This is a genomic window from Neorhizobium sp. LjRoot104 (genome assembly GCF_964253725.1).
Lineage (GTDB): Bacteria > Pseudomonadota > Alphaproteobacteria > Rhizobiales > Rhizobiaceae > Neorhizobium.
The window spans coordinates 1,124,150-1,146,918 of sequence record NZ_CAXURS020000002.1; the positions used below are offsets into that span (position 1 = coordinate 1,124,150).

The 22,769-nt window shown below is 62.1% G+C and carries 18 protein-coding genes; 15 read left to right on the forward strand and 3 right to left on the reverse strand.

Going from position 1 to position 22,769, the window contains the following annotated elements; translation table 11 throughout:
• Positions 1-123 precede the first annotated feature (123 nt).
• The 3 genes from ACSQ8R_RS27440 to ACSQ8R_RS27450 all read left to right on the forward strand — a co-directional run bounded on the left by ACSQ8R_RS27440 (position 124) and on the right by ACSQ8R_RS27450 (position 3,380).
• On the forward strand, positions 124-840 hold the full coding sequence (locus ACSQ8R_RS27440; RefSeq protein WP_436256495.1) for a GntR family transcriptional regulator: 717 nt from the start codon (positions 124-126) through the stop codon (positions 838-840).
• Between the two features lie 38 nt (positions 841-878).
• Positions 879-2,132 carry an NAD(P)/FAD-dependent oxidoreductase gene (locus tag ACSQ8R_RS27445; RefSeq protein ID WP_436257297.1) on the forward strand — a complete coding sequence of 418 codons (1,254 nt, stop codon included), beginning with the start codon at positions 879-881 and terminating at the stop codon, positions 2,130-2,132.
• Between the two features lie 105 nt (positions 2,133-2,237).
• Positions 2,238-3,380, forward strand: coding sequence for a M24 family metallopeptidase (locus ACSQ8R_RS27450; protein WP_436256496.1), 1,143 nt, complete (start codon positions 2,238-2,240; stop codon positions 3,378-3,380).
• Positions 3,381-3,484: 104 nt separating this feature from the next.
• Here the strand turns inward: ACSQ8R_RS27450 and ACSQ8R_RS27455 are convergent, their stop codons facing one another.
• The gene (locus tag ACSQ8R_RS27455; RefSeq protein ID WP_436256497.1) at positions 3,485-4,843 is read right to left on the reverse strand and encodes an MFS transporter; all 1,359 of its coding nucleotides are present in this window, start codon (positions 4,841-4,843) and stop codon (positions 3,485-3,487) included.
• Between the two features lie 329 nt (positions 4,844-5,172).
• Here ACSQ8R_RS27455 and cyoA point away from each other — a divergent pair, with 329 nt between their 5' ends.
• From cyoA to ACSQ8R_RS27485, 6 genes are all read left to right on the forward strand, one after another.
• Positions 5,173-6,351, forward strand: coding sequence for a ubiquinol oxidase subunit II (gene cyoA / locus ACSQ8R_RS27460; protein WP_436256498.1), 1,179 nt, complete (start codon positions 5,173-5,175; stop codon positions 6,349-6,351).
• A 20-nt stretch (positions 6,352-6,371) separates the two neighbouring features.
• Positions 6,372-8,375 (forward strand): cytochrome o ubiquinol oxidase subunit I, encoded by a 2,004-nt coding sequence (gene cyoB / locus ACSQ8R_RS27465; protein ID WP_436256499.1) that lies wholly within the window; start codon positions 6,372-6,374, stop codon positions 8,373-8,375.
• Between the two features lie 4 nt (positions 8,376-8,379).
• Positions 8,380-9,012 (forward strand): cytochrome o ubiquinol oxidase subunit III, encoded by a 633-nt coding sequence (gene cyoC, locus ACSQ8R_RS27470; protein ID WP_436256500.1) that lies wholly within the window; start codon positions 8,380-8,382, stop codon positions 9,010-9,012.
• Positions 9,009-9,425 carry a cytochrome o ubiquinol oxidase subunit IV gene (cyoD, locus tag ACSQ8R_RS27475; RefSeq protein ID WP_436256501.1) on the forward strand — a complete coding sequence of 139 codons (417 nt, stop codon included), beginning with the start codon at positions 9,009-9,011 and terminating at the stop codon, positions 9,423-9,425. Before cyoC ends, cyoD begins: the two co-directional genes overlap by 4 nt.
• A 36-nt stretch (positions 9,426-9,461) precedes the next feature.
• Positions 9,462-10,211: an SURF1 family protein gene (locus tag ACSQ8R_RS27480; protein WP_436256502.1), complete on the forward strand. Its 750-nt coding sequence runs from the start codon at positions 9,462-9,464 to the stop codon at positions 10,209-10,211.
• A gap of 140 nt (positions 10,212-10,351) precedes the next feature.
• A complete protein-coding gene (locus ACSQ8R_RS27485; protein ID WP_436256503.1) occupies positions 10,352-10,807 on the forward strand; it encodes a hypothetical protein in 456 nt (151 codons plus the stop codon).
• A gap of 95 nt (positions 10,808-10,902) precedes the next feature.
• On the opposite strand, the gene katG is transcribed toward ACSQ8R_RS27485, so the two are convergent.
• A complete protein-coding gene (gene katG / locus ACSQ8R_RS27490; protein WP_436256504.1) occupies positions 10,903-13,086 on the reverse strand; it encodes a catalase/peroxidase HPI in 2,184 nt (727 codons plus the stop codon).
• Positions 13,087-13,294: 208 nt separating this feature from the next.
• Between katG and ACSQ8R_RS27495 the strand changes: the two genes are divergently transcribed.
• On the forward strand, positions 13,295-14,212 hold the full coding sequence (locus tag ACSQ8R_RS27495; protein WP_436256505.1) for a LysR substrate-binding domain-containing protein: 918 nt from the start codon (positions 13,295-13,297) through the stop codon (positions 14,210-14,212).
• Positions 14,213-14,380: 168 nt separating this feature from the next.
• Here the strand turns inward: ACSQ8R_RS27495 and ACSQ8R_RS27500 are convergent, their stop codons facing one another.
• Entirely contained in the window at positions 14,381-15,289 is a 909-nt protein-coding gene (locus ACSQ8R_RS27500) for a LysR family transcriptional regulator (protein ID WP_436256506.1), read from the reverse strand.
• Positions 15,290-15,521: 232 nt separating this feature from the next.
• Between ACSQ8R_RS27500 and ACSQ8R_RS27505 the strand changes: the two genes are divergently transcribed.
• The 5 genes from ACSQ8R_RS27505 to ACSQ8R_RS27525 are packed head-to-tail and all read left to right on the forward strand — an operon-like array spanning position 15,522 to position 22,756.
• A complete protein-coding gene (locus ACSQ8R_RS27505; protein WP_436256507.1) occupies positions 15,522-17,585 on the forward strand; it encodes a hydantoinase/oxoprolinase family protein in 2,064 nt (687 codons plus the stop codon).
• Between the two features lie 3 nt (positions 17,586-17,588).
• A complete protein-coding gene (locus tag ACSQ8R_RS27510; RefSeq protein ID WP_436256508.1) occupies positions 17,589-19,298 on the forward strand; it encodes a hydantoinase B/oxoprolinase family protein in 1,710 nt (569 codons plus the stop codon).
• Positions 19,299-19,302: 4 nt separating this feature from the next.
• Positions 19,303-20,421, forward strand: a complete 1,119-nt coding sequence (locus ACSQ8R_RS27515) for a M24 family metallopeptidase (RefSeq protein WP_436256509.1) — start codon at positions 19,303-19,305, stop codon at positions 20,419-20,421.
• Positions 20,418-21,473 (forward strand): aminopeptidase P family N-terminal domain-containing protein, encoded by a 1,056-nt coding sequence (locus tag ACSQ8R_RS27520; RefSeq protein WP_436256510.1) that lies wholly within the window; start codon positions 20,418-20,420, stop codon positions 21,471-21,473. Before ACSQ8R_RS27515 ends, ACSQ8R_RS27520 begins: the two co-directional genes overlap by 4 nt.
• Entirely contained in the window at positions 21,470-22,756 is a 1,287-nt protein-coding gene (locus ACSQ8R_RS27525; protein WP_436256511.1) for a hypothetical protein, read from the forward strand. Before ACSQ8R_RS27520 ends, ACSQ8R_RS27525 begins: the two co-directional genes overlap by 4 nt.
• Positions 22,757-22,769 lie beyond the last annotated feature (13 nt).

The window sequence follows — 22,769 nt, forward strand, 5'->3', positions numbered from 1 at the left end:
GCCGCACCTTCAGGCACTCCCCGTTTAATCGCTTCGAATCCTCCAAGCCATGACAATGACTATTTCCTGTCGACAACATGTGTGCAATTATTCAGCCGCATTGGCTCGCGAGACAGGTCGACGATGGCGAAGAACGAACCAGCTGAAACCGATATTCCCCGCACCCGCGGCTCCGGGACTCAGAGCGTCTACACGATCCTGCGCCGGGAAATCCTCGCCATGACCTTGGCGCCGGGCAGCCCTCTCGACGAGGTGCGGCTATCCGAGCGTTTCGGCATGTCGCGCACCCCGATCCGTGAGGCCCTGCTGCGGCTTTCGGCCGATGGCCTCGTCGCCACGCTGCCGAACCGCAACACCATCGTGTCGACGATCGATTTCGCCTCGCTGCCCACTTATTTCGACGCCCTGACTCTGATGTACCGGGTCACCACCCGCGGTGCCGCCATGCGCGCGACGCCGCAGGCTCTGGGCGATATCCGCATGCGACAGGCGGAATTTGCCGCCGCGGTTGCCGCCCACGACGCCTTCGCGATGATCGAGGCGAACCGGGAATTCCATGTGGCGATCGCCGAACTCGCCGGCAATGCCTATTACACCACCTTCTTCGCCCGGTTGCTCGACGAGGGGCGCCGCATCCTGCGCCTCTATTATCGTACCTTCGATGATCGGTTGCCGCGCCAATATGTCGACGAGCACGAGGAGATGATTGCCGCGATCGAAGCGCGCGACGTCGAGCGCTCCGACAGGCTCGCCATCAAGCACGCGGAACAGATTGTCAGGCAGATCCAGGACTATCTTGCCCGCGACCTCGGTCAGCCGATCGATCTTGCCGTTTCCTGACCTCCACCCGCCTTACGCATTCGTTTCACAGGACAGAAATCATGGATTCCACTTCGGTCGACGCCGTCGTCATCGGCTCGGGCATTATCGGCGCGATGTCGGCGCACTACCTGCTTGAAGACGGCCGTTCGGTGTTGATGATCGAACAGGGCGAGGTGGCCAGGGGTGCGAGCAGCGGCAATGCCGGCATTCTCGCTTTCCCTGAGATCATCCCGATTGCCGCACCCGGCATGATGTGGAAAGCGCCGAAATGGCTGCTCGATCCGCTGGGGCCGCTCAGCCTTCCGCCTTCTTACGCACTCAACATGGTGCCTTGGCTGTGGCGTCTCTGGAGGGCGAGCGCCCGGCCGGCCTATGAGCGCACGGTCGGTGTGCATGCCAGGATGATGCCGATGGCGCGCAGCGAAATGCTGCGAACTGTCGAACGGACTGGCCTTCGGGCAATGGTGAAGCAGACCGGCACGATCGACCTTTATGACAGCGAGGCGAGCCTCAATGCCGCAGCGGACGACTGGCAGGCGAAACGCAAAGCCGGCTTCGAGTTCCACAAAGTCGGCCGCGGCGAAATCGAATCCCTGCAGCCGGGCCTTGCACCGCAGTTCCAGCACGGCGTCTTCACGCCCTCCGGCCTGCAGGTATCCGATCCCCTGGAATTCACCCAGGCCCTCTTCAGCAACGCCATGTCCCGCGGCGCTTCGCTCAGGATCGGCGAAGTCGTCCGCATCGAACCGGTGACCGATGGCGCCAGGGTTATCCTGGGGGATGGCGCACTCTTCGAGGCAAAGACCGTCGTGCTTGCCGGCGGCGCATGGTCGAAGAAGATCGTAACCGGCCTCGGCGACCATGCGCCGCTCGAAACCGAGCGCGGTTACAACACGACACTGCCGCAAAATGCCTTCCCCCTTCACCGCCAGCTTTATTTCAACGACCACGGTTTCGTCGTCACGCCACTCTCCTCCGGCATTCGCGTCGGCGGCGCGGTCGAACTCGGCGGGCTGAAACTGGCGCCGAACTACAAACGCTCGGAGGCTATGCTGAAAAAGGCAAAGAGCTTCCTGCCCGACCTGAAGACCGATGGTGGCCGACAATGGATGGGTTTCCGCCCCTCCATGCCGGACTGCCTGCCGGTGATCAGTGCATCGACCGCCACGCCGGCGGTGATCTATGCCTTCGGCCACGGGCATCTCGGCCTCACGCAGTCGGCAGCTACCGGCCGGCTGGTCGCCGATATCGCCGCCCGCCGAAAGCCCGTGCTCGACATCGAACCCTACAGCATCAGCCGTTTTCGCTGACCATTTGCCAATGGCCGGCCGCAGATCGGCTACACGTGCCGAGTATGCCTGTCGACAAACTGACTACAGAGCGATATAACCTCTGTGAAACCGAAGGAAGTGGATATGGTCTGGTCTCACCCCGTCCCGAAGATCACCGACGACGAGCGGCAGCAGCGCCTTTCGCGGCTGCAGGCGTCGCTGGTCGAAAAGCGGCTTGGCGGCATCCTCATCGGCGCAAGTGAGAGCCTGCGCTATTTCACCGGCCTCGTCTGGCACCAGAGCGAACGCCTGCTCGGCGCGCTGGTGACGCCGACATCGGTGACCTACATCGTGCCGGGTTTCGAAAAGAGCCGGGTCGAGAGCCTGCCCCATCTGCCAGGCGAAATCGTCGTCTGGCAGGAGGATGAGGCGAGTGCCGCGCTGGTCGCCTCGCTTCTGCCTTCCAATGTGAAACTTGCGCTCGACGATGCGCTGCCGCTGTTCGTCTACCACCAGCTCGCAGACGTCTTCGGCACCGAGCGGCTCACCGATGGCGGCCGGCTGATCCGCGATCTCAGGCTTCGGAAATCGAAGGCCGAGATCGACCTCATCCAGCATGCGATGAACCTGACGCTGGAAGTGCATCGCCGGGCCCATGCCTTCATCAAGCCGGGCGTGCTTGCCTCGGACGTGGTCCGCCATATAGACGAACAGCATCGCGCGCTCGGCTCCATAGACGGATCGAGCTTCTGCATCGTCTCCTTCGGGGTCGCGACCTCGCTTCCCCACGGCGCCGACGGCGAACAGACCTATGCCCCCGGCGACGTGGTCCTGGTCGATACCGGTTGCCGGCTCGACGGTTATCATTCGGATCTCACCCGCACCTACGTGCTGGAGGAACCGACGAAGGAATTCGCCGCTGCCTGGGCGATCGAGCGCGAGGCGGAACAGGCGGTCTTCGAGGCCGCCCGCCTCGGCGCCACCTGCGGCAGCCTCGACGATGCCGCCCGCAAGGTGCTTGCCAGGCATGGGCTGGGGCCGGACTACGTCCTACCCGGCCTGCCGCACCGCGCCGGCCACGGGCTTGGCCTCGAGATCCACGAGGAACCCTATATCGTTCGCGGCAATGCCACCGTGCTCGAACCGGGCATGTGTTTCTCGAACGAACCGATGATCGTTTTCCCGGACCGCTTCGGCATCCGTCTCGAAGACCATATCCACATGACCGAAGCGGGGCCCCAATGGTTCACCCAGCCGGCGAAAGGCCCGGCAGAACCGTTCGCGTGACAGATATCGGCGCGACCGCGCATACTATGACCCATCCCGCCTTCAATTGAAGAGAGAAGACGTTGCATCTTGCCGATCTCCCCTCTCAAGTGGGAGACCTTGCTTCACCGTCCCTGGCCGGGCTCGCTGCTCTGGTCCAGAACCCGGCTGAGGCTGAGTGCCGCGATCGTGCAGATCGCACCCGAAATCAGATATCCGCCGATGAAGATGATGCCGAAACTGCTGGCGAGGCCGAGTGCCACCAGCGGCGCGAAGCCGGCACCGATCAGCCATGCGAGATCGGAGGTGAGGGCAGCACCGGTATAGCGGTAATATTGCCCGAAGCGCGAAGAGACGGCGCCCGAGGCCTGGCCAAAGGAAAGACCGAGGATCCCGAAGCCGATGATGATGAAGGCATCCTGCCCCTTGCCGCCGGCATCGAGCAGGAAGGGCGCCGAGAACGAGAAGATGGCGATGATGACGGCACCGATCATCAGCTGGCTGCGGCGGCCGATGCGGTCAGCGATCAGGCCGGACAGGATGATGCCGATAACGCCGACGGCGGCGCCGATCACCTGCACGAACAGGAATTCCGCCGCCGACTGCCCACCGTAGAGCGTCACCCAGCTCAGCGGGAAGATCGTCACTAGATGGAACATGGCGAAGCTGGCAAGCGGCACGAACGCGCCGAGCACGACGTCATGGGCGTGTTTGCTCAGCATTTCGAAGATAGGCCGGGCCTGTAGCTCGTTGGCTTCGAGCGCCGAGCCGAACTCCTTGCTGGCGACGATGCGCAGGCGGGCGAACAGCGCCACGACATTGATCGCAAACGCCACGAAGAACGGATACCGCCAGCCCCAGGAAATGAAATCCGCTTCCGAGAGATTGGCGACGAAATAACCGAACAGGATGCTCGCCAACGCAAAGCCGATGGGTGCGCCAAGCTGCGGGATCATCGCATACCAGCCGCGCCGGTTGGGGGGCGCGTTGAGGTTGAGCAGCGAGGCTAGCCCGTCCCAGGCGCCGCCGAGCGCGAACCCCTGCCCCATCCGGAACAGCGCCAGCAAGGCCACGGCCCAGTAGCCGATCGTGTCGTAACCGGGCAGGAAGGCGATCGAGGCCGTCGATCCCCCAAGCAGGAAGAGCGCGATCGTCAGCTTGGTGCCGCGCCCATAGTTGCGGTCTATCCACATGAAGACGAACGACCCGACGGGCCGCGCCATGAAGGCGAGCGGGAAAATCGCGAACGACATCAGCGTCGCGGCCACCGGGGTCGGCGCAAACGGGAAGATCAGCTTCGGAAAGACGAGGACGGAGCCGAGCCCATAGACGAAGAAGTCGAAGAACTCCGACATGCGACCGATGATCACACCGAGCGCGATGCTGCCCGGTGAAATCGGCTTGTCGTCATGAATGCGGCGGGCGTCCCTTTCGAGGCCGGACGATGTCGGGCCGTTGGACGCGGGATTGACGACCGTGGTCATGATTCCTCCTGGCGATCGTTCGCCTTGTCCCGAAATGTTGATCAACATACTGCCGAGATCAAGGAACAAGGCTAAAAAAACCTGACATTTGCGGCAAGCCGCCCCGTCTTCTCGTCCACACCCTCTGGTCAGCCCGGTAGGTTGTCCTAGATTTCCGGTTGGCGGAGGCAAATGCCGACTGTGCCGGTCGTGCCGCAAAACGGCGCTGAAGGCCATGCGGTTTTTTGCTGCACTGCGACAGATTGCTGCACTGCGACGAACGACCTCATTTCAGCCCATACCGGAACAAGCCTATTCCGGACTGGACAAAACGCAAATTTGAGTCCGAGATGACCCCTCAGTTGAAAATCGTAGCACGGTTGTTCGCTCTCTTGGTCCTTGCAGGCCTTTCCGGATGCAATCTGGTTGTCATGTCGCCCGCCGGCGATATCGCCAAGCAGCAGGCCAACCTGATCATTGTCGCCACGGTGCTGATGCTGATCATCATCGTGCCTGTCATCTTCCTCACGCTGTTTTTCGCCTGGCGCTATCGCGGCTCCAACACCAGCGCACCCTATGATCCCGAATGGCACCATTCGACTCGGCTCGAAGTCATCATCTGGTCCGCGCCGCTTGCCATCATCATCGCGCTCGGTGCGGTCACCTGGATCAGCACCCACAAGCTCGACCCCTACCGGCCGCTCGAACGGCTGGACGCCCAGCGTGCCGTCCCGGCGGAGACAAAGCCGCTCACGGTCGAGGTCGTGGCGCTCGACTGGAAATGGCTGTTCTTCTACCCGGACTACGGCATCGCCACCGTCAACGAGATGGCGGCCCCGGTGGACGTGCCGATCAACTTCAGGATCACCGCCTCGTCGGTGATGAACTCCTTCTACGTGCCGGCACTGGCCGGGATGATCTATGCCATGCCCGGGATGGAGACGAAGCTGCACGCCGTCATCAACAAGCCCGGCGAATACGAAGGCCTCTCCTCGAACTACAGCGGCGACGGTTTTTCTCATATGCGCTTCAAGTTCCACGGCGTCGATCAGGCCGGCTTCGACCAGTGGGTGGCCCGCGTGAAGCAAAACGGCACGGCGCTCAACCGCGACGCCTATCTCAAGCTCGAGAAACCGAGCGCCAAGGAACCGGTGCGTTATTACGCATCCGTCGAGGACGGGCTCTATCGCGCCGTGCTCAATATGTGCGCGACGCCCGGCAAGATGTGCATGGACGAGATGATGCATATCGATATGGCGGGCGGCGGCGGCACCGAAAGCCACGAGAACCGCGCCAGGCTGGAGCACGACAACCGCCATGCGGGCGAAGCGGCGCACGGCGCGGCGGCCCCTGCCGCCACCTTCCCCGCCACCGGCAATCCGGCCCGCAGCCCGGAACCGGCGGAAGGCGTCAACAGTCCGCAGCCCCAGGGACAATCCGAAGGGCCGCCGATGAACCAAGGCGCGCCACACATGCACGACGGCGCAGCACCGGCGCAGCTCAACAACGCCGCCCCGGCAAAGCCCTGAACGAGATCCGGTAGACACCCATGTTCGGCAACACCACGCTCACTCAATTCCTCTTCGGACGGCTTTCCCTGGAAGCCATTCCCTATCACGAACCGATCCTGGTCGTGACCTTCCTGGCGGTCGCAATCGGCGGCCTCGCCGTCCTTGCGCTGATCACCAAATACAAGCTCTGGGGCTATCTCTGGACCGAGTGGTTCACGAGCGTCGATCACAAGAAGATCGGCATCATGTATATCGTGCTCGCCATCATCATGCTGCTGCGCGGTTTTGCCGATGCGATCATGATGCGCATCCAGCAGGCGATCGCCTTCAACGGAAACGAGGGCTACCTCAACCCGCATCACTACGACCAGATCTTCACCGCCCATGGGGTGATCATGATCTTTTTCGTGGCGATGCCCTTCGTCACCGGGTTCATGAACTACGTGGTGCCGCTGCAGATCGGCGCTCGCGACGTCTCCTTCCCGTTCCTCAACAACTTCTCCTTCTGGATGACCACAGCCGGCGCCATCATCATCATGATGTCGCTCTTCGTCGGTGAGTTTGCCCGTACCGGCTGGCTTGCCTATCCGCCGCTTTCGGGCGCGGACTACAGTCCGGGCGTCGGAGTGGACTACTACATCTGGGGCCTGCAGGTGGCGGGCGTCGGCACGACGCTATCGGGCATCAACCTGATCGCCACGATCGTGAAGATGCGCGCGCCGGGCATGACCTTCATGAAGATGCCGATCTTCACCTGGACCTCGCTCTGCACCAACGTGCTGATTGTCGCAACTTTCCCGATCCTGACCGCCACGCTCGCGCTGCTGTCGCTCGACCGCTATGTCGGAACGAACTTCTTCACCAACGACCTCGGCGGCAATCCGATGATGTACATCAACCTCATCTGGATCTGGGGCCATCCGGAAGTCTACATCCTCGTCCTGCCGGCCTTCGGCATCTTTTCCGAAGTCGTCGCCACCTTCAGCGGCAAGCGCCTGTTCGGTTACGCATCGATGGTCTACGCCACTTGCGTGATCATGATCCTCTCCTACATCGTCTGGCTGCACCACTTCTTCACGATGGGCGCAGGTGCGAGCGTGAACGCCTTCTTCGGCATCACGACGATGATCATCTCGATCCCCACCGGCGCGAAGATGTTCAACTGGCTCTTCACCATGTATCGCGGCCGCATCCGCTACGAGCTGCCGATGTACTGGACGATCGGCTTCATGGTGACCTTTGTCATCGGCGGCATGACCGGCGTCATGCTGGCCATCCCGCCGGCCGACTTCGTGCTGCACAACTCGCTGTTCCTGATCGCCCACTTCCACAACGTCATCATCGGCGGCGTGCTGTTCGGGCTCATGGCGGGCATCGTCTACTGGTGGCCGAAGGCCTTCGGCTACAAGCTCGACAGGTTCTGGGGCCTGATCAGCTTCTGGTGCTGGCAGATCGGCTTCTTCGTCGCCTTCATGCCGCTCTATGTGCTCGGTCTGATGGGCGTCACCCGCCGCGTCAGCCAGTTCGAGGACCCTTCCCTGCAGATATGGTTCATCATCGCCGCCATTGGTGCCGCGATCATCGCCTGCGGCATCGGAGCCTTCATCATCCAGCTCGTCGTTTCGTTCATGCGCCGTGACCAGCTGCGCGAAACCTCCGGCGACCCGTGGGATGGGCGCACGCTGGAATGGTCGACCTCCTCGCCGCCGCCGGACTACAACTTCGCCTTCACGCCCGTCGTGCATGATCATGACAGCTGGTACGACATGAAACTTCGCGGCTATGAACGCCCGCTCGGCGGCTTCAAGCCGATCCACATGCCGAAGAACACCGGCACCGGGATTATCCTGGCCGGCATCAGCATCGTCTTCGCCTTCGCGATGATCTGGTACATCTGGTGGCTGGCGGCCGTCTCCTTCATCGCGATGGTGACCACGGCGATCGGCCATACCTTCAACTATAACCGGGATTTCCACATTCCCGCAGAGACCGTGACCGCAACAGAGGACGCGCGCTCGAAGCTGCTCGCGGAACGGACCTGAGATCATGAGCCAGACGCAAGCGCAAACACACGGCACGGACGACGGCAAGCCGCTATTCTACGTCACCGAAGAGCACCATCCGGAAGGCAGCACCATGCTGGGTTTCTGGCTCTACCTGATGAGCGACTGCCTGATCTTCGCGGTGCTCTTTGCCACCCATGGCGTGCTCGGCCGCAATTATGCGGCCGGTCCCTCGCCCGCCGACCTGTTCGACCTGCCGCTTGTCGCCGTCAACACGGCAATGCTGCTTTTCTCGTCGATCACCTACGGCTTTGCCATGCTGCAGATGGAACGGGGTGCGAAGACCGAGACGCTGTTCTGGCTCGGTGTGACGGGCGTCTTCGGGGCGGCCTTCCTCGGCCTCGAGCTCTACGAGTTCAACCACCTGATCCACGAGGGCGCCGGGCCGACCCGTTCGGCCTTCCTTTCCTCCTTCTTCACGCTGGTCGGCACCCACGGCCTGCACGTCACCTTCGGGATCATCTGGCTGATCACGCTGATGGTACAGGTCGGCAAGCACGGCCTGATCCCGGAGAACAAGCGCCGCCTGATGTGCCTTTCGATGTTCTGGCACTTCCTCGACGTCGTCTGGATCGGCGTCTTCTCCTTCGTTTACCTCATGGGAGTCCTCGGATGAGTTCGAACGGCCAAACCCCGCACGCTCCGGCTCACGAAAGCGCCTCCCAGGCCCATCATGGCCACAGCAACGGCCACCAGGCCGGCCATGGAACGCTGAAAGGCTACCTGATCGGCTTCGGCCTCTCGGTGATCCTGACGGCCCTTCCGTTCTGGCTGGTGATGAGCGGCGCCATCGAGAGCAAGCTGTTCACAGCCTTCCTCGTCATGGCGCTGGCTGTGATCCAGATCGTCGTGCACATGGTTTATTTCCTGCACATGAACCCGCGCTCGGAAGGCGGATGGACGATGATGGCTCTGCTCTTCACTCTCGTCCTGGTCGGCATAACGCTTGCCGGATCGCTCTGGGTCATGCACCATCTGAACACCAACATGATGCCGATGTCGCCCGAGATGATGAAGAACATGCCGTGATCCCGCCTCGGGGATGAGCCTGGAAAGGAGAGACGCGTGGCGCTCGATCATCCTTTGACCGGAGAAACGGCGGATGCGGCGCCGGCCCGCTCCCGGCTCTTCTTCGTGGGAGCGATGCTCTTCCTGACGCTGATCTTTCTCGGGTTGGGCACCTGGCAGGTGCAGCGGCTCTTCTGGAAACTCGATCTGATCGCCCGCGTCGATGCCCGGGTGACCGCGACCCCGGCGCCCGCCCCCTCGTCGCCGGCCTGGCCCACAGTCAACGCGCAGAACGACGAATACCGCCGGGTCACCGTCACCGGTTTTTTTCACCATGACGAGGAAACCCTGGTTCAGGCCGTCACCGATCTTGGTCCCGGCTTCTGGGTTCTGACCCCGCTGGAAAAGACGGACGGTACCTCCGTTCTCATCAACCGCGGCTTCGTCCCCGCCGATCGCCGCGATCCGGCGGCACGCGCAGACGGAGAAATCGAGGGACCCGTGAAGATCACCGGCCTCATCCGCATCAGCGAGCCTGATGGCGCCTTCCTGCGCTCCAACGACCCCGCCGGCGGACGCTGGTACTCGCGCGACGTGACTGCGATCGCTGCAGCAAAAGGCCTCGAAAATTTGGCACCTTATTTCATCGATGCCGACTCGACGCCGATCCCGGGCGGCCTGCCGGTCGGCGGCTTGACGGTGATCCGGTTCCGCAACAGCCACCTCGTCTATGCCGTCACCTGGTATCTGCTGGCGGTAATGAGCGCCGGCGGCGCCTATGCGATCCAGCGAAAACGGCTGACCTGAACTTAAGCCCCGAAACTTGGGCGTGGATTTCCGTTGAATAACAGACCGGAAACCTGTTCATCGCGCGCCGAATTTCCCATAGTCCGGGAAACGGCATTCGCCAGCGCCGCGGGCGGCCGGCTTTTGAGCGGATCGATGTCATGCGCCAGTTCTTCAACTCGAAATACAAGATCATCCTGGCGGCAGCGCTGTTCATCCTGACATCGATCTTCATGTCGATCTCCGCGACAGGGCATGTCAGCGGCAATTACATCGCCATCGTCCTGATCGCGTTCCTGTTCACGATCCTGTCGCTCTATTCGACAGCCAGATCGCAACATGCCGAATACCTGATCATCGGCAGCCTGCTTCTATCCCTCTCGACATTGGTCGGGATCACCGAGGTGCTGACCAAGAAGATCTCCAACATGCAATACGGGATTTATTTCTTCGCCTTCCTCGGCTGCGTCGGGCTGCTTTCGCTCGGCCTGATCGCGCGATATCTCACCAGCGAAGGATGGAACATCAGTTCCGAAAAAAACCGCGAGGCGCTGTCAGTCTGCGCCACGATCCTTGGATTCGTGCTGGCGATCGCCTCGGCCTTCGTGCCGACCTGAAGGTTCGATGCCCACAACCCCAACAGTCAATGAGATCAGAAACTGAAAAATACGCCCGGACGTAGCTGAGCTACGCCCGGGCGAGCGTTCCTCGATCAGACGAGATCGAAACGGTCGGCGTTCATGACCTTGGTCCAGGCCGCCACGAAGTCCTTGACGAATTTCGCCTTGGAGTCGGACTGGGCATAGACTTCCGCGATCGCACGGAGCTGCGAATGCGAGCCGAAGATCAGATCGACGCGGGTGCCGGTCCACTTGGGTGCCTTGGTGCTGCGGTCACGGCCCTCGTAAACACCGTCCTTACCGGCAACAGGCGACCATTCGGTGCCCATGTCGAGCAGGTTGACGAAGAAATCGTTCGTCAGCGTTTCCGGTTGGGACGTGAAGACGCCGTGTTCGGGCTGGCCGACCTTCAGCACGCGAAGGCCGCCGAGGAGAACCGTCATTTCCGGCGCCGTCAGCGTCAGCAGCTGAGCGCGGTCCACCAGGGCCTCTTCAGCCTTCATGAACTGCGTCTTGCCGCTGTTGACATAGTTGCGGAAGGCATCGGCACGGGGTTCCAGCGCGGCGAAGGAAGCCGCGTCGGTCTGCGCCTCGGAAGCATCCATGCGACCCGGCGTGAACGGGACGGCGATGTCCTGGCCGCCGTCCTTGGCAGCCTTCTCGACGGCGGCACCGCCGGCAAGAACGATGAGGTCGGCCAGCGAGATTTTCTTGCTGCCGGTACGGGTAGCGGAGAAATCCTTCTGGATGCCTTCGAGAACGGCGAGCACCTTGGCGAGCTGCGCCGGCTGGTTGGCTTCCCAGTCCTTCTGCGGCGCAAGCCGGATGCGCGCACCATTGGCGCCGCCGCGCTTGTCGGAACCGCGGAAGGTCGAAGCCGAGGCCCAGGCGGTCGAGACCAGTTCCTGTACGGTGAGACCGGATGCCAGAATCCTGGACTTCAGGTCGGCGACATCGTGGTCATCGACGAGGTCATGATCGACCGGCGGGATCACATCCTGCCAGATCAAGTCTTCGGCCGGAACTTCCGCGCCGAGATAACGAACCTTCGGGCCCATGTCGCGATGGGTCAGCTTGAACCACGCGCGGGCGAAGGCATCGGCGAATTCGGCCGGATTTTCGAGGAAGCGGCGCGAGATCTTCTCGTAGGCGGGGTCGAAACGCAGTGCCAGGTCGCTGGTCAGCATGGTCGGCAGCTGCTTTTTCGACGGGTCGAAAGCATCCGGAATGGAAGCTTCGGCATTCTTCGCTACCCACTGCTTGGCGCCGGCGGGGCTCGTGGTCAGCTCCCATTCGAAACCGAACAGGTTTTCGAAGAAGTAGTTGCTCCACTGGGTCGGGGTCTGGGTCCAGGTCACTTCCAGGCCGCTGCCGATCGCATCGCGACCGACACCGGTGTTGAACTTGCTCGACCAGCCGAGGCCCTGAGCTTCCAGTTCGCCACCCTCCGGATCGACACCGACAAACGACGGGTCGCCAGCGCCATGGGTCTTGCCGAAAGTGTGGCCACCGGCGATCAGCGCCACGGTCTCTTCGTCGTTCATCGCCATGCGGGCGAATGTTTCGCGGATGTCGCGGGCGGATGCCAGCGGGTCCGGGGTGCCGTTCGGGCCTTCCGGGTTGACATAGATGAGACCCATCTGCACGGCGCCGAGCGGTTCTGCGAGCTGGCGCTCGCCGCTGTAGCGCTCGTCACCCAGCCAGGTGCCTTCAGGACCCCAGTAGAGCTCTTCCGGCTCCCAGACGTCGGCGCGGCCGCCGGCGAAACCGAACGTCTTGAAGCCCATCGATTCGAGCGCGACGTTGCCGGTGAGGATCATCAGATCCGCCCAGGAGATCTTGTTGCCGTATTTCTGCTTGATCGGCCAGAGCAGTCGACGGGCCTTGTCGAGGTTGACGTTGTCCGGCCAGCTGTTGAGCGGCGCGAAACGCTGCTGCCCCTGACCGGCGCCGCCGCGGCCGTCCGTGATTCGGTAGGTGCCGGCGCTGTGCCAGGCCATGCGGATGAACAGGCCGCCGTAATGACCGAAGTCGGCCGGCCACCACTCCTGGCTATCCGTCATCAGGGCATGAAGGTCTTTTTTCAAGCCTTCGAGATCGAGCGTCTTGAACTCTTCGGCATAGTTGAACGCCTCGCCCATCGGGTCGGAGCGTACAGAGTGCCCGTGAAGAACCTGGACGTTCAGCTGGTTAGGCCACCAATCGCGGTTCGATCTGCCGCGAGGCGTATGGGCCACCGGACATTTGCCGGTGTTTTCGCTAGATTTCGCATCCATGACTATCTCCTTGATTACTTTAATTATCTGCCGTGCAAAAGAGAGCGATTTCTCCCGGACCGCCTGGTCCGGCTGCGCTGTTTTCGACTGTAGTCCCCGCCTGTTGGTCGGAGCAAGCCAATCGCGCGCCCTCCCTCGTATCCCTTCTTATCGGAAGCGCCTCATAATTTTAAGTTGGATTTACTGATCGCCGCGATAAGCTAGGGTTATGAAAAATCTTACTCTCAAGCAGCTCCGTTATTTCGAAGCCCTAGCGCGGGATGGCCGCTTTCGCCGCGCGGCGGACGCCTGTGCGATCTCTCAACCGGCCTTGTCGATGCAGATCAAGGAACTGGAACAGGAGGTGGGCGGCGACCTATTCGAGCGGAATGCGCGCGAGGTGAAACTGACCGCCTTCGGCCAGACATTTGCGCTGCGGGTTCGCGACATCCTGCGGGCCGTGGATGAACTGGCGGACCTCGCCCGGGCTTCGCGCGATCCGTTCCTGGCGCGCCTGCGCATCGGCATCATCCCGACGATCGCACCCTATCTGCTGCCGGCGATCATAAACGATCTGAACAGAACTTTCGACGGAATTGAAATACAGGTGCGCGAGACACAGACGGCAAAGCTGGTCCAGGAACTGGCGCAGGGAGAGCTGGATCTCGCCATCGTCGCCCTGCCCGTATCGGAACCGTTCCTGACCGAGCTCAGATTGTTCGACGAAGAGTTTGTGCTGGTCCGGCGGCGCGAGGACGAGGGCAAGCCGGTACCCGAGCGCGAGGCTCTGCGCGAAATGCGCCTGCTTCTGCTGGAGGAAGGCCACTGTTTCCGCGATCAGGCGCTGTCGTTCTGCAAAATAGGCACGACGCGCCTGCGGGAGGTCATGGAGGGCAGCTCGCTGTCGACGCTGGTGCAGATGGTCAGCGCCGGTATCGGCATCACGCTGATCCCGGAAATGGCTGTACCGGTGGAAACGCGCTCGGCACAGGTTTCGATCTCCCGCTTCCAGGCGCCGCAGCCCTCACGCACCATCGGAATGATCTGGCGCAATTCGACGCCCTTGGTCACCCAACTCCTGCAGATTTCCGAGGTGGTCCGCGGGTCGGCCGACACCATGCGCAGACAGCACGCGATGCGACCCTAAGACGGCAGCGAAGCGGCTCCCGGAGGGAGCCTGCGGGCCACGCGGGATCGCTGCCCCTTGGAAGGCGAAAAAGCTTGTGTCGTCCATCTCCGCGAGGCGAAATCTCGAAGCAACTGCGTCAAGGCGATGTCAATCCGGCAGTCCGCGAGATCTCACAAAACATGCCCGTTAACTTGGGATTTGGTGCCTCGATCGGAGGAAATCCATCAAGTCGACGGCTGGCTTGGACAAAGGGCGGCGGAGTGAGGCTATCTGCCGTACATCAAAACCCAATTCATCTCCGGCGAAATCGATCTTAACCACCTCGCCTCGCTCCAGATCAGCCGCTACGCTTCGTTCCAGCGAACAGGCAATGCCCACACCAGCAGCAACGAACTCGCGCAGGAATTGGTACTCGGTTGCCTGCGCCGCGACCTTTACGTGGCTGATACCCGCATTCGCCAGAAGCTTCGAGACACCCCGTCCAAATAGCGAAGAAGGCGGCGGGCCTACAAAGTCATAACGTGCCACGTCCTGGGGCTTGATGCGCTTGCGGTGGGCCAGGGGGTGGTTTGGCGAGGCAATGAGAACCAGCTTCTCCCGGCCGATAGTCTCAGCCCGGACGCCTCGGAGGTCTTCATTGCCCAGAAAGCAACCGACGTCGGCCACGCCATCGCGAACCTCGGAAAAAACATCCTCCTGTTTACCTATCCTCAGAACGAGTTGGATATCCGGCCGCGCTATCGCAAAGTCCGTAAGATCTTTTCGCAGAACAAAATTCGCGAGGCTCCGCTGGCAAGAGAGAACGACCTGCTGACCGGTCTCGCCTCGGATCTTCACCACATCTGCGCGCATGTCGTCGGCCTCGGCCAGGAACTCGCGCGCATGTTGCAGCACGCTTTGGCCGATCTCGGTCAGCAGTGGCTTGCGGCCCCGTCGCCGCACGAAGATCTGGCCGCCGATTTCCTTCTCGATTGCCATGATATGGGCGCTGACGGAGGGCTGGGCGATGCCGAAACGATCGGCGGCGGCCGCGAAGCTTCCCTCCTCGACCACTGCAACCAGAACTTCCATGCGCCGAAGCGTGATGCTGAACATGGTGATAACCTATAGCCTAAAAGCTATCTAACCTAAAGCCCGCAAACCCGTTGCTAGTTATCGCTTGAATGGATCAAATGCTGTTCGAGGGCGAGGAATGACACGAACGATCCCATGGGAGCCTGACGCCTTAAGCGTCAGCCGGAGCGTTCCTGCCACCGTTGGCCGAGGTCTCGGCCCGATCCGCAAAGAGAAAGCATTCCGCATGGATTCCATGCGGACAGGAGGACGCATGAATATTGTCGGAATTGATATTGGCGGTACCTTTACCGATCTGGTCGGCTATGTCGATGGCAAGATCGTAACATCGAAAACCTCGACCGTGCCGGCCGATCCGACCCAGGGCATCGCCCGAAGCCTCGAGCTTGCGAACTGCGATCCCAACCGGCTCAATGAAATTCTCCACGGCTCGACCATCGCGATCAACACGGTGCTGGAGCGCAAGGGCGCCCGCACCGCGCTGATCACCACGAGCGGTTTCCGCGACGTCTATGCGATCGGTCGTTCGAACCGCATCCAGGCGTTCAACCTGTTTTTCAAGCGTCCGCAGCCGCTGGTACCGCGCAGTCTGACCTTCGAAATTCCCGAGCGCATTCTCGCCTCTGGCGAAGTGTTCGAAGCACTCGACGAAAAGACGGTCGCCGCCGTCATCGCCGAGATCGAAGCCGCAGGCGTCGAATCCGTTGCCATCTGCCTGCTGCATTCCTGGGCCAATCCTGATCATGAGCGTCGCGTCGGTGATATGCTGCGCAAGGCGCTACCGAATGTCTTCGTCACGCTGTCGCACGAGATTCTGCGGGAATATCGCGAATACGAGCGTTCCTCGACGACGGCGCTCAATGCCTTTGTCGGCCCCCGCGTCGAAGGCTACCTGAAACGTCTCGAAACCTATCTCCGCTCCGGCGCCTTCGACGGCAAGATCCATATCATGCGATCGAACGGCGGCGTCATGTCGATCGGCCAGGCACAGGAACAGCCGGTTTCGATGATGGAGTCCGGCCCGGTAGCCGGCATGATCGGCGCCGGGCGTCTGGCCAGGCTGCTCGGCCTCAAACGCTGCATCGGTTTCGACATGGGCGGCACGACCGCCAAATCGAGCCTTATCACCGATGGAGCGCCGGCTATCGAAACCGGCTACGTCATCGGTGAAGAAGCTGACGGCCAGCCAATGCAGCTGCCGGTTGTCAACATCGTAGAAGTCGGTGCCGGCGGCGGTTCGATCGCGTGGGTCGACAATGCGGGCGGTCTGCATGTGGGTCCCCAAAGTGTCGGTGCCGATCCGGGCCCTGCCTGCTATGGCAAGGGGGCGAACTTGCCCGTCGTCACCGACGCCGATCTGATCCTCGGCCGCATCAATCCGCAGCGGTTCCTCAACGGTGGCATGCCGCTCGACAAGGCGGCCTCCGAAGAGGCGATGCTGAGCAAGGTCGGCAACAGTCTGAAGCTCAATCCGGTCGAGGCAGCGCTTGGCGTGGCGAAGATCGCCGACACCTCCATGTCACTATCGGTGCGTGCCGTCTCGATCAACAAGGGCATCGACCCGCGTGATACGGCAATGATCGCCTTTGGCGGCGCGGGTCCGCTGCATGCGATCGCCATTGCCCGCGAGATATATATTCCGCTGGTCATCATCCCGAAGCTTCCAGGCACGTTCTCGGCACTTGGCATGCTGATGGCCTCCTGGCGCCAGGACTTCGTGCGGACCTTCATCGGCCGCGTCGGTGAACTGTCGGATGCCGCCGTCGAGAAGGTTTATGCCGAACTCGTCGCCAGCGGTCGTGAACAGATGAAGCGTGACGCCATTGCCGAGAATGAAGCGGATCACCGCTTCTTCGCCGACCTGCGTTATGTCGGCCAGGAACACGCCATCTCGATCCCGATAGAGAATACCGGCATGCTCTCCGGCGATACCAGTGAACTCCGCCGCCGTTTCGATACCGAGCACGACCGCCGCTACAGCCAGTCGGCGCCGACCGAAGCACTCGAAATCGTCAGCCTGCGCCTAGTTCTGACCGCCGCCCGCACCGACAATATCGCCGAGGAATGGCTGTCCCGCTCGTGGGAGCCGGAAGCGGATTCCGAGGTCGGTAACCGCGATGTGGTGTTCGACGATCCGGCAAAGCCGCTGAAGACAGCGATCTACTGGCGCCCGGCGCTGCCGGCCGGTTTCAGGCTTACCGGGCCTGCCGTCATCGAAGAACCGAATTCTACCATCCTGATCCATCCCGGCGACGAAGTGGTCGTCCACGAGGCAGGCCATCTGCTGGTGACGCTCGCCAAGCAGAGCGAGGCATAAGATATGACCCCGATCAAGAACGATCCGATCACCGTTGAAGTCGTCCGCAATGCCATCGTCGCTTATGCCGATGAAATGGCCGAGGCACTCTGCAAGTCCGCCTACAACATGATGATCTACGAAGTCCGCGACTATTGTTGCGGCCTGATCGACACGACTGGCCGGATGATCTCCCAGAACCGCGGTGGCCTGCCGATCTTCCTCGCCGACCTCGGCATCGCGGTCGAGGACGGCATAAAAAAATACGGTTTGAAGGGTTTCGCGGAGGGCGACGTCCTCGTCATGAACCACGGTCATATCTGCGGCCAGCATCTGAACAACGTCGTCGTCTACGCGCCCTGCTTCCATGACGGCGAACTGATCGGCTTTGCGGCCAATCGTGCTCACTGGGTGGATATCGGCGGCGGCCGCCAGGGTTTCGGTTCCAACGCGACGACCGACATCTACTCCGAAGGCCTGCAGATGCGGTCCTTGAAGATCTACAAGGCGGGCGAACTCAACGACACGCTCTACCAGATCATCCAGGACAATATCCGTTACCCGGATGCCAGTCTCGGCGATCTTCGAGCCCAGGTCGCGTCCTGCCAGATCGGCGCCAAGCGTTATGCCGAACTCGTCGCCCGTTATGGCCGCGGTGTGGTGGAAAGCAGTGTCGAGACCATCTGGGACCAGACCGACAAGGCGGCCCGCCAGGTGATCGAACGTATTCCGGACGGAACCTATTCCGCCGAAAGCTTCCTTGACAATGACGGGCGGGACCTGGGGACGCCATTGCGCATCGCCGTCAAGGTGATCGTCTCCGGCTCGTCCATCACGGTCGATTTCCATGGCATGCATCCGCAGGTGAATGGCCCGTTGAATTCCGGGCGTTCGGGCGGCATCGCGGCAGCTCGCGTCGCCTTCAAGGCGCTCACCTCGCCGGACCTCGACGTCAACGAAGGCTGTTTCCGGGCTCTCAATATCGACCTGCCGGATGGCACGATCCTCTCTGCCCGTCCGCCGGCCGCACTCGGCCAGTGGAGCATCGCGCTGCCGACCGTGATAGATACGATCCTCAAGGCGCTGGCGCCGGCCGTGCCGGAGCTCATCCCGGCCGCCCACAAGGGCGACATGGGGGGCTGCTCCTTCTTCGGCTTTTATGAAGACGGTTCGCGCTTCCTGCTGATGAACATCTTTGGTGGCGGCTGGGGCGGCCGCCCGCATGAAGACGGCGAATCCGCGGCCGTCTCCGTGTGCCAGGGCGACGTGCGCAACACGCCGGTCGAACTGCAGGAGATCAAGTATCCGTTCATCGTTGAACGGCACGCGCTGCGGCCTGACTCAGGCGGCGCCGGCGAACATCGTGGTGGCCTCGGCATCGAGCTCACCTATCGCTGCCTGCGCGCCTGCCGCGGAAACATCAATTTCGACCGAACCGTCACTCCCCCCTGGGGTCTGCATGGCGGCCATACCGGTGAGGTCAGCGTGGCGATCATCGATCGCGCCGACGGCACGCAGCTGCGGGTCAACAAGGCAACCGATGTCCACTTCACGCCAGGCGACCGGATTACCTTCCTTACCGCTGGGGGCGGCGGTTATGGCAATCCCAGAAAGCGCTCGCGCACCGATCTGGACGAGGATATCGCCAACGGTCTTGTCTCGAAGGAAGCGGCCGCGCGCGACTACGGCTATGCGGAACCCCAGATGCCGCGCCGCATCGCAGTGAACGGCTGAGGGCATGGCGATGATCGGCGAAATCCGCAAGAAACGGTTGATCGAGGCGATGCTGGAGGCGGGGCTGGACGGCCTCGTGCTCTATGGCAATGCCTGGCAGAACGACTACCTGCGTTATGCCGCCGATTTCGGCATTCTCGAAGGTGAGGGTCTGGTCGTCGTCACCCGCGATGGCGACGTGACTCTCTATCTCGACGACGAGCTGGAAGGCGAGCGTGCGGCGGTCGAGTGCCCGGAGGTCAAGACCGTTGTTGCGGGCGACCTGATCGGCACGGTATCCGGCGTCATCGCTCGGCTCGGCAACAGCCGCATCGCCGCCGGCCCGAAGCGCCACCTGCCCTATGGGCTTGCCGCCCAGCGCGGCGACCTGCATTTCGAAGACGCGACGGCACTCGTCGATCGCCTGCTGATGGTAAAATCCACCGACGAGTTGAACGCCGTGCGCAGCGCGGCGCGTCTGGCGGATGAAGGTTATACAGTGTTCCGCAATGCCGCCGCCGTCGGCAAGAAGGATTACGAGCTGATCGCCGAGATCGAATCCTTCTTCCGCAATGAAGGCGTGGACGACAATTTCATGATCATCGGTGTCGGCGGCCCGGAAGTGCGCGGCATGGCGCCGCCGCTCGGCAAGATCCTGAAGCCCGGCGACCTGGTAACGACCGAGCTTACCCCTTGCGTCAACGGCTATTACGTCCAGATCTGCCGCACGCTCGTCATCGGTGAGCCGAATGAGGCGCAGCGCAAGGTGTTCGGGATCTATAACGATGCGCTGGAGGCCGGCCTCGCAGTGGTTAGGCCCGGCGTCACGGCAGCCGATATTGCCCGGGCAGAGAACGACATTTTTCGCGCCCATGGTTTGGGCGAATACGTGACCAGCGAATATACCCGTGTGCGCGGCCACGGACTTGGCCTCTTCCCGGATACCAAACCGCATATTCTCGAAGATGTGAACACGGTGATCGAAGAAGGCATGTCGATGATCGTGCATCCGAACACCTACAATCCCGAGATCGGTTATTTCGTGCACGGGGACTCTTTGATCGTGCGCGCCGATGGTCCGGAAATCTTGACGAGGACGCCGCGCGAACTGTTCTCGGTCGGCGCCCGGAGGGCAACGGCATGAGACACGGTCTGATCCTGTGGCGCGAGCAAGAACTCTCCCTCGCCGACGTAAAGGCCCGGCAGGTCCGCCTGCAGCAGGCGATCGCCGCTGCTGGTCTCGACGGTGTGCTGATCTATACCAACCATGTGCGCTCTGCCGGCGTCACCTGGATTTCCGGTTTCACACCCTACTGGTCGGATGGCCTTGTCCTGATTTTGCGCGAAGGCCAGCCGATTTTCCTCACCGCCCTGTCGAAGCGTGTGGGGGAATGGGTAAAGTCCGTGGCCCCGACCTTCGAAGTCGCCCACTCGCCGTTCCCCGGTAAGCTTGCCGGCGAGCGGCTCGCCAAGGTTGGCGCAACGCGTCTCGGAGTGGTCGAACTCGACCGCATGCCCGGCGGCGTGGTGGACGAGATACTGTCCGTCCTGCCGGTCGAGCTTTCCGATGCGACAGAGCTTTTCACCGCGGTTCGCGGCCAGCCGGATCGCGCCGAACTCGATCTCGCGCGCCGCACCGACAATATTGCCCGCGAGGCGTTCAAGGCGGGTGACATCAAGGGAAAATATGCCGGCGATTTCACCGGAGCCGTCGAGCGGGCCGTGCGCCTTGCTGGCGCCGAGGAATGCTACGTCGCCGTGGCGCCTGACCTTTCCAGGGATCGCCGTTTCATCCGCGCCGGCAGGCAAGAACTGGGCCGCACCTTCGCGGTGCGCCTATCGATTGCCTATAACGGCGTCTGGGCCCGCCGGATCGAAACCTTCTCAGCGGTTTCCATAATCGCCGCACGCCTTGCCTCCGTGAGCGCGGAGCTGGACCGGGCTTCTCCCGCCTTTCCGGCCAACGGCTCGATTTCGGATTTCAGTTTACCGGATGGCGCCGAACTGATCGACTGGCATCTCGAAGCGCCGCACGGCACCCGACCACTGAAGGTCGTGGCCGATGCCGAAACACGGCTTGCCGCACCGGTTCCATACGGTGTCCTGACGGTTACGCTCGCCCTCGATGGCGAGACGATCGTCGCGTCTCGTCCGGTGGGACTTGGCGATAGTTCCGTATGGGAGGCGGCTGAATGAACGTACGCGATCTCATTTCCATTCTCAAGGCGATCGATGGCCGAGACCAGAACCTCCGCGATCTCGTCAACCTCCATTCCATCGACGCGCTGACATGTCTGGCGGCCGGCGCTGGTGCGAAGGAAGGCGCCTCCCTACTCGCCTTTTATCGCGAAAACGGTGCCGGCGACGCAATCTCCTCAGCTGCGGGCGCGTCGGCGGTTATCCGTTTTACGGAATGGGACGCAATCCATGTGCCTTCCTGCGCGACGCCGGGCGCCATGGCCGTGCCGGCGTCGCTGATTTTTGCACAGGACTATGAGGCCCATGTCAGGGCGGTTGCCGCCGGTCACGCCGTCGGTGTGGCTCTTTCGGAAGCTGTCGGTGGCGTTTCGGCTCTGCCGGAAACTTGGCCGGGCCTGTTTGCAGCGCCTGCCGTGGCGGCGGTCAGTGCGGCGATCGCGCTTGGTCTTTCTGACGAACAGGGTGCCCAGGCGCTGGTGCTGTCCATGGCCGGCAGTTCGGGCCGCAACGGCCGCCCTTCCGGCATGCCGTCTGCTCGCTGGCTGGCGATCGGCGAAGCCACATTGAAGGGTATCCGGGCAGCGCTTGCTGCGAAGGCCGGCATCAAGGGCGATCTCGGACTGCTGTCTCCAAGCTGGATGAAAGGACAGGCGGCGGCAGCCGTTGCCCTGGAGCCAGGACATGTTGACACGCTGGCGATCAGAGGGGTTGGCATGAAACCCTTCGTCTCGGCCCGCCAGGGCGTCAATGCGATCCAGGCTTTCCGTCACCTGCTGGAGAAGGGTATCAATCCCAATACCATCGACACTATCGAAGTTTTTCTGCCACCGGTCGTGACCCCCGTCGTCAGCCGGCCGCTCGTGACCGAAGATCGCTTATCGACCATCGCCCATCTCGGCTTGCAGCTCGGCATTGCCGCTTTCGAGCCGGATCGGCTGGTGGATGTCGAGCGCGCTCGTCCCTTCAATGCGGATGTCATGGCCTTGGCCAAGCGCGTGACGATCACGGCCGATGACACGCTCACGGGCGAAGGTTGGCCAGCACGAATTGTCGTATCGAAAAAGGGACAGACACGCGAGGCCGTTTGGCTGCAGACTTCCAGTGAGGGCGCGCAGCTCATGCTCGACCGCAAGATCGGAAGCCTTCCCGCTACGACAGCGCAGCGATTGCAGAGCCTGCAGGCCACGCTTGCCGAAGCCGGCACGGCTGTAGTTCAGGAGGCCCGCAGCCTCCTGCTGACGTTCACGGATGTCTCTTTCCCGAGGAGCGAGGCGGCCTGAAGGGGTACTGGAA

What these genes read in the sequence shown, in the direction of transcription:
- ACSQ8R_RS27440 (WP_436256495.1), top strand. Translation starts at nt 124, where the DNA reads ATGGCGAAGAACGAACCAGCTGAAACCGATATTCCCCGCACCCGCGGC.
- ACSQ8R_RS27450 (WP_436256496.1), top strand. Translation starts at nt 2,238, where the DNA reads ATGGTCTGGTCTCACCCCGTCCCGAAGATCACCGACGACGAGCGGCAG.
- ACSQ8R_RS27455 (WP_436256497.1), bottom strand. Translation starts at nt 4,843, where the DNA reads ATGACCACGGTCGTCAATCCCGCGTCCAACGGCCCGACATCGTCCGGC.
- cyoA (WP_436256498.1), top strand. Translation starts at nt 5,173, where the DNA reads ATGACCCCTCAGTTGAAAATCGTAGCACGGTTGTTCGCTCTCTTGGTC.
- cyoB (WP_436256499.1), top strand. Translation starts at nt 6,372, where the DNA reads ATGTTCGGCAACACCACGCTCACTCAATTCCTCTTCGGACGGCTTTCC.
- cyoC (WP_436256500.1), top strand. Translation starts at nt 8,380, where the DNA reads ATGAGCCAGACGCAAGCGCAAACACACGGCACGGACGACGGCAAGCCG.
- cyoD (WP_436256501.1), top strand. Translation starts at nt 9,009, where the DNA reads ATGAGTTCGAACGGCCAAACCCCGCACGCTCCGGCTCACGAAAGCGCC.
- ACSQ8R_RS27485 (WP_436256503.1), top strand. Translation starts at nt 10,352, where the DNA reads ATGCGCCAGTTCTTCAACTCGAAATACAAGATCATCCTGGCGGCAGCG.
- katG (WP_436256504.1), bottom strand. Translation starts at nt 13,086, where the DNA reads ATGGATGCGAAATCTAGCGAAAACACCGGCAAATGTCCGGTGGCCCAT.
- ACSQ8R_RS27495 (WP_436256505.1), top strand. Translation starts at nt 13,295, where the DNA reads ATGAAAAATCTTACTCTCAAGCAGCTCCGTTATTTCGAAGCCCTAGCG.
- ACSQ8R_RS27500 (WP_436256506.1), bottom strand. Translation starts at nt 15,289, where the DNA reads ATGTTCAGCATCACGCTTCGGCGCATGGAAGTTCTGGTTGCAGTGGTC.
- ACSQ8R_RS27505 (WP_436256507.1), top strand. Translation starts at nt 15,522, where the DNA reads ATGAATATTGTCGGAATTGATATTGGCGGTACCTTTACCGATCTGGTC.
- ACSQ8R_RS27510 (WP_436256508.1), top strand. Translation starts at nt 17,589, where the DNA reads ATGACCCCGATCAAGAACGATCCGATCACCGTTGAAGTCGTCCGCAAT.
- ACSQ8R_RS27515 (WP_436256509.1), top strand. Translation starts at nt 19,303, where the DNA reads ATGGCGATGATCGGCGAAATCCGCAAGAAACGGTTGATCGAGGCGATG.
- ACSQ8R_RS27520 (WP_436256510.1), top strand. Translation starts at nt 20,418, where the DNA reads ATGAGACACGGTCTGATCCTGTGGCGCGAGCAAGAACTCTCCCTCGCC.
- ACSQ8R_RS27525 (WP_436256511.1), top strand. Translation starts at nt 21,470, where the DNA reads ATGAACGTACGCGATCTCATTTCCATTCTCAAGGCGATCGATGGCCGA.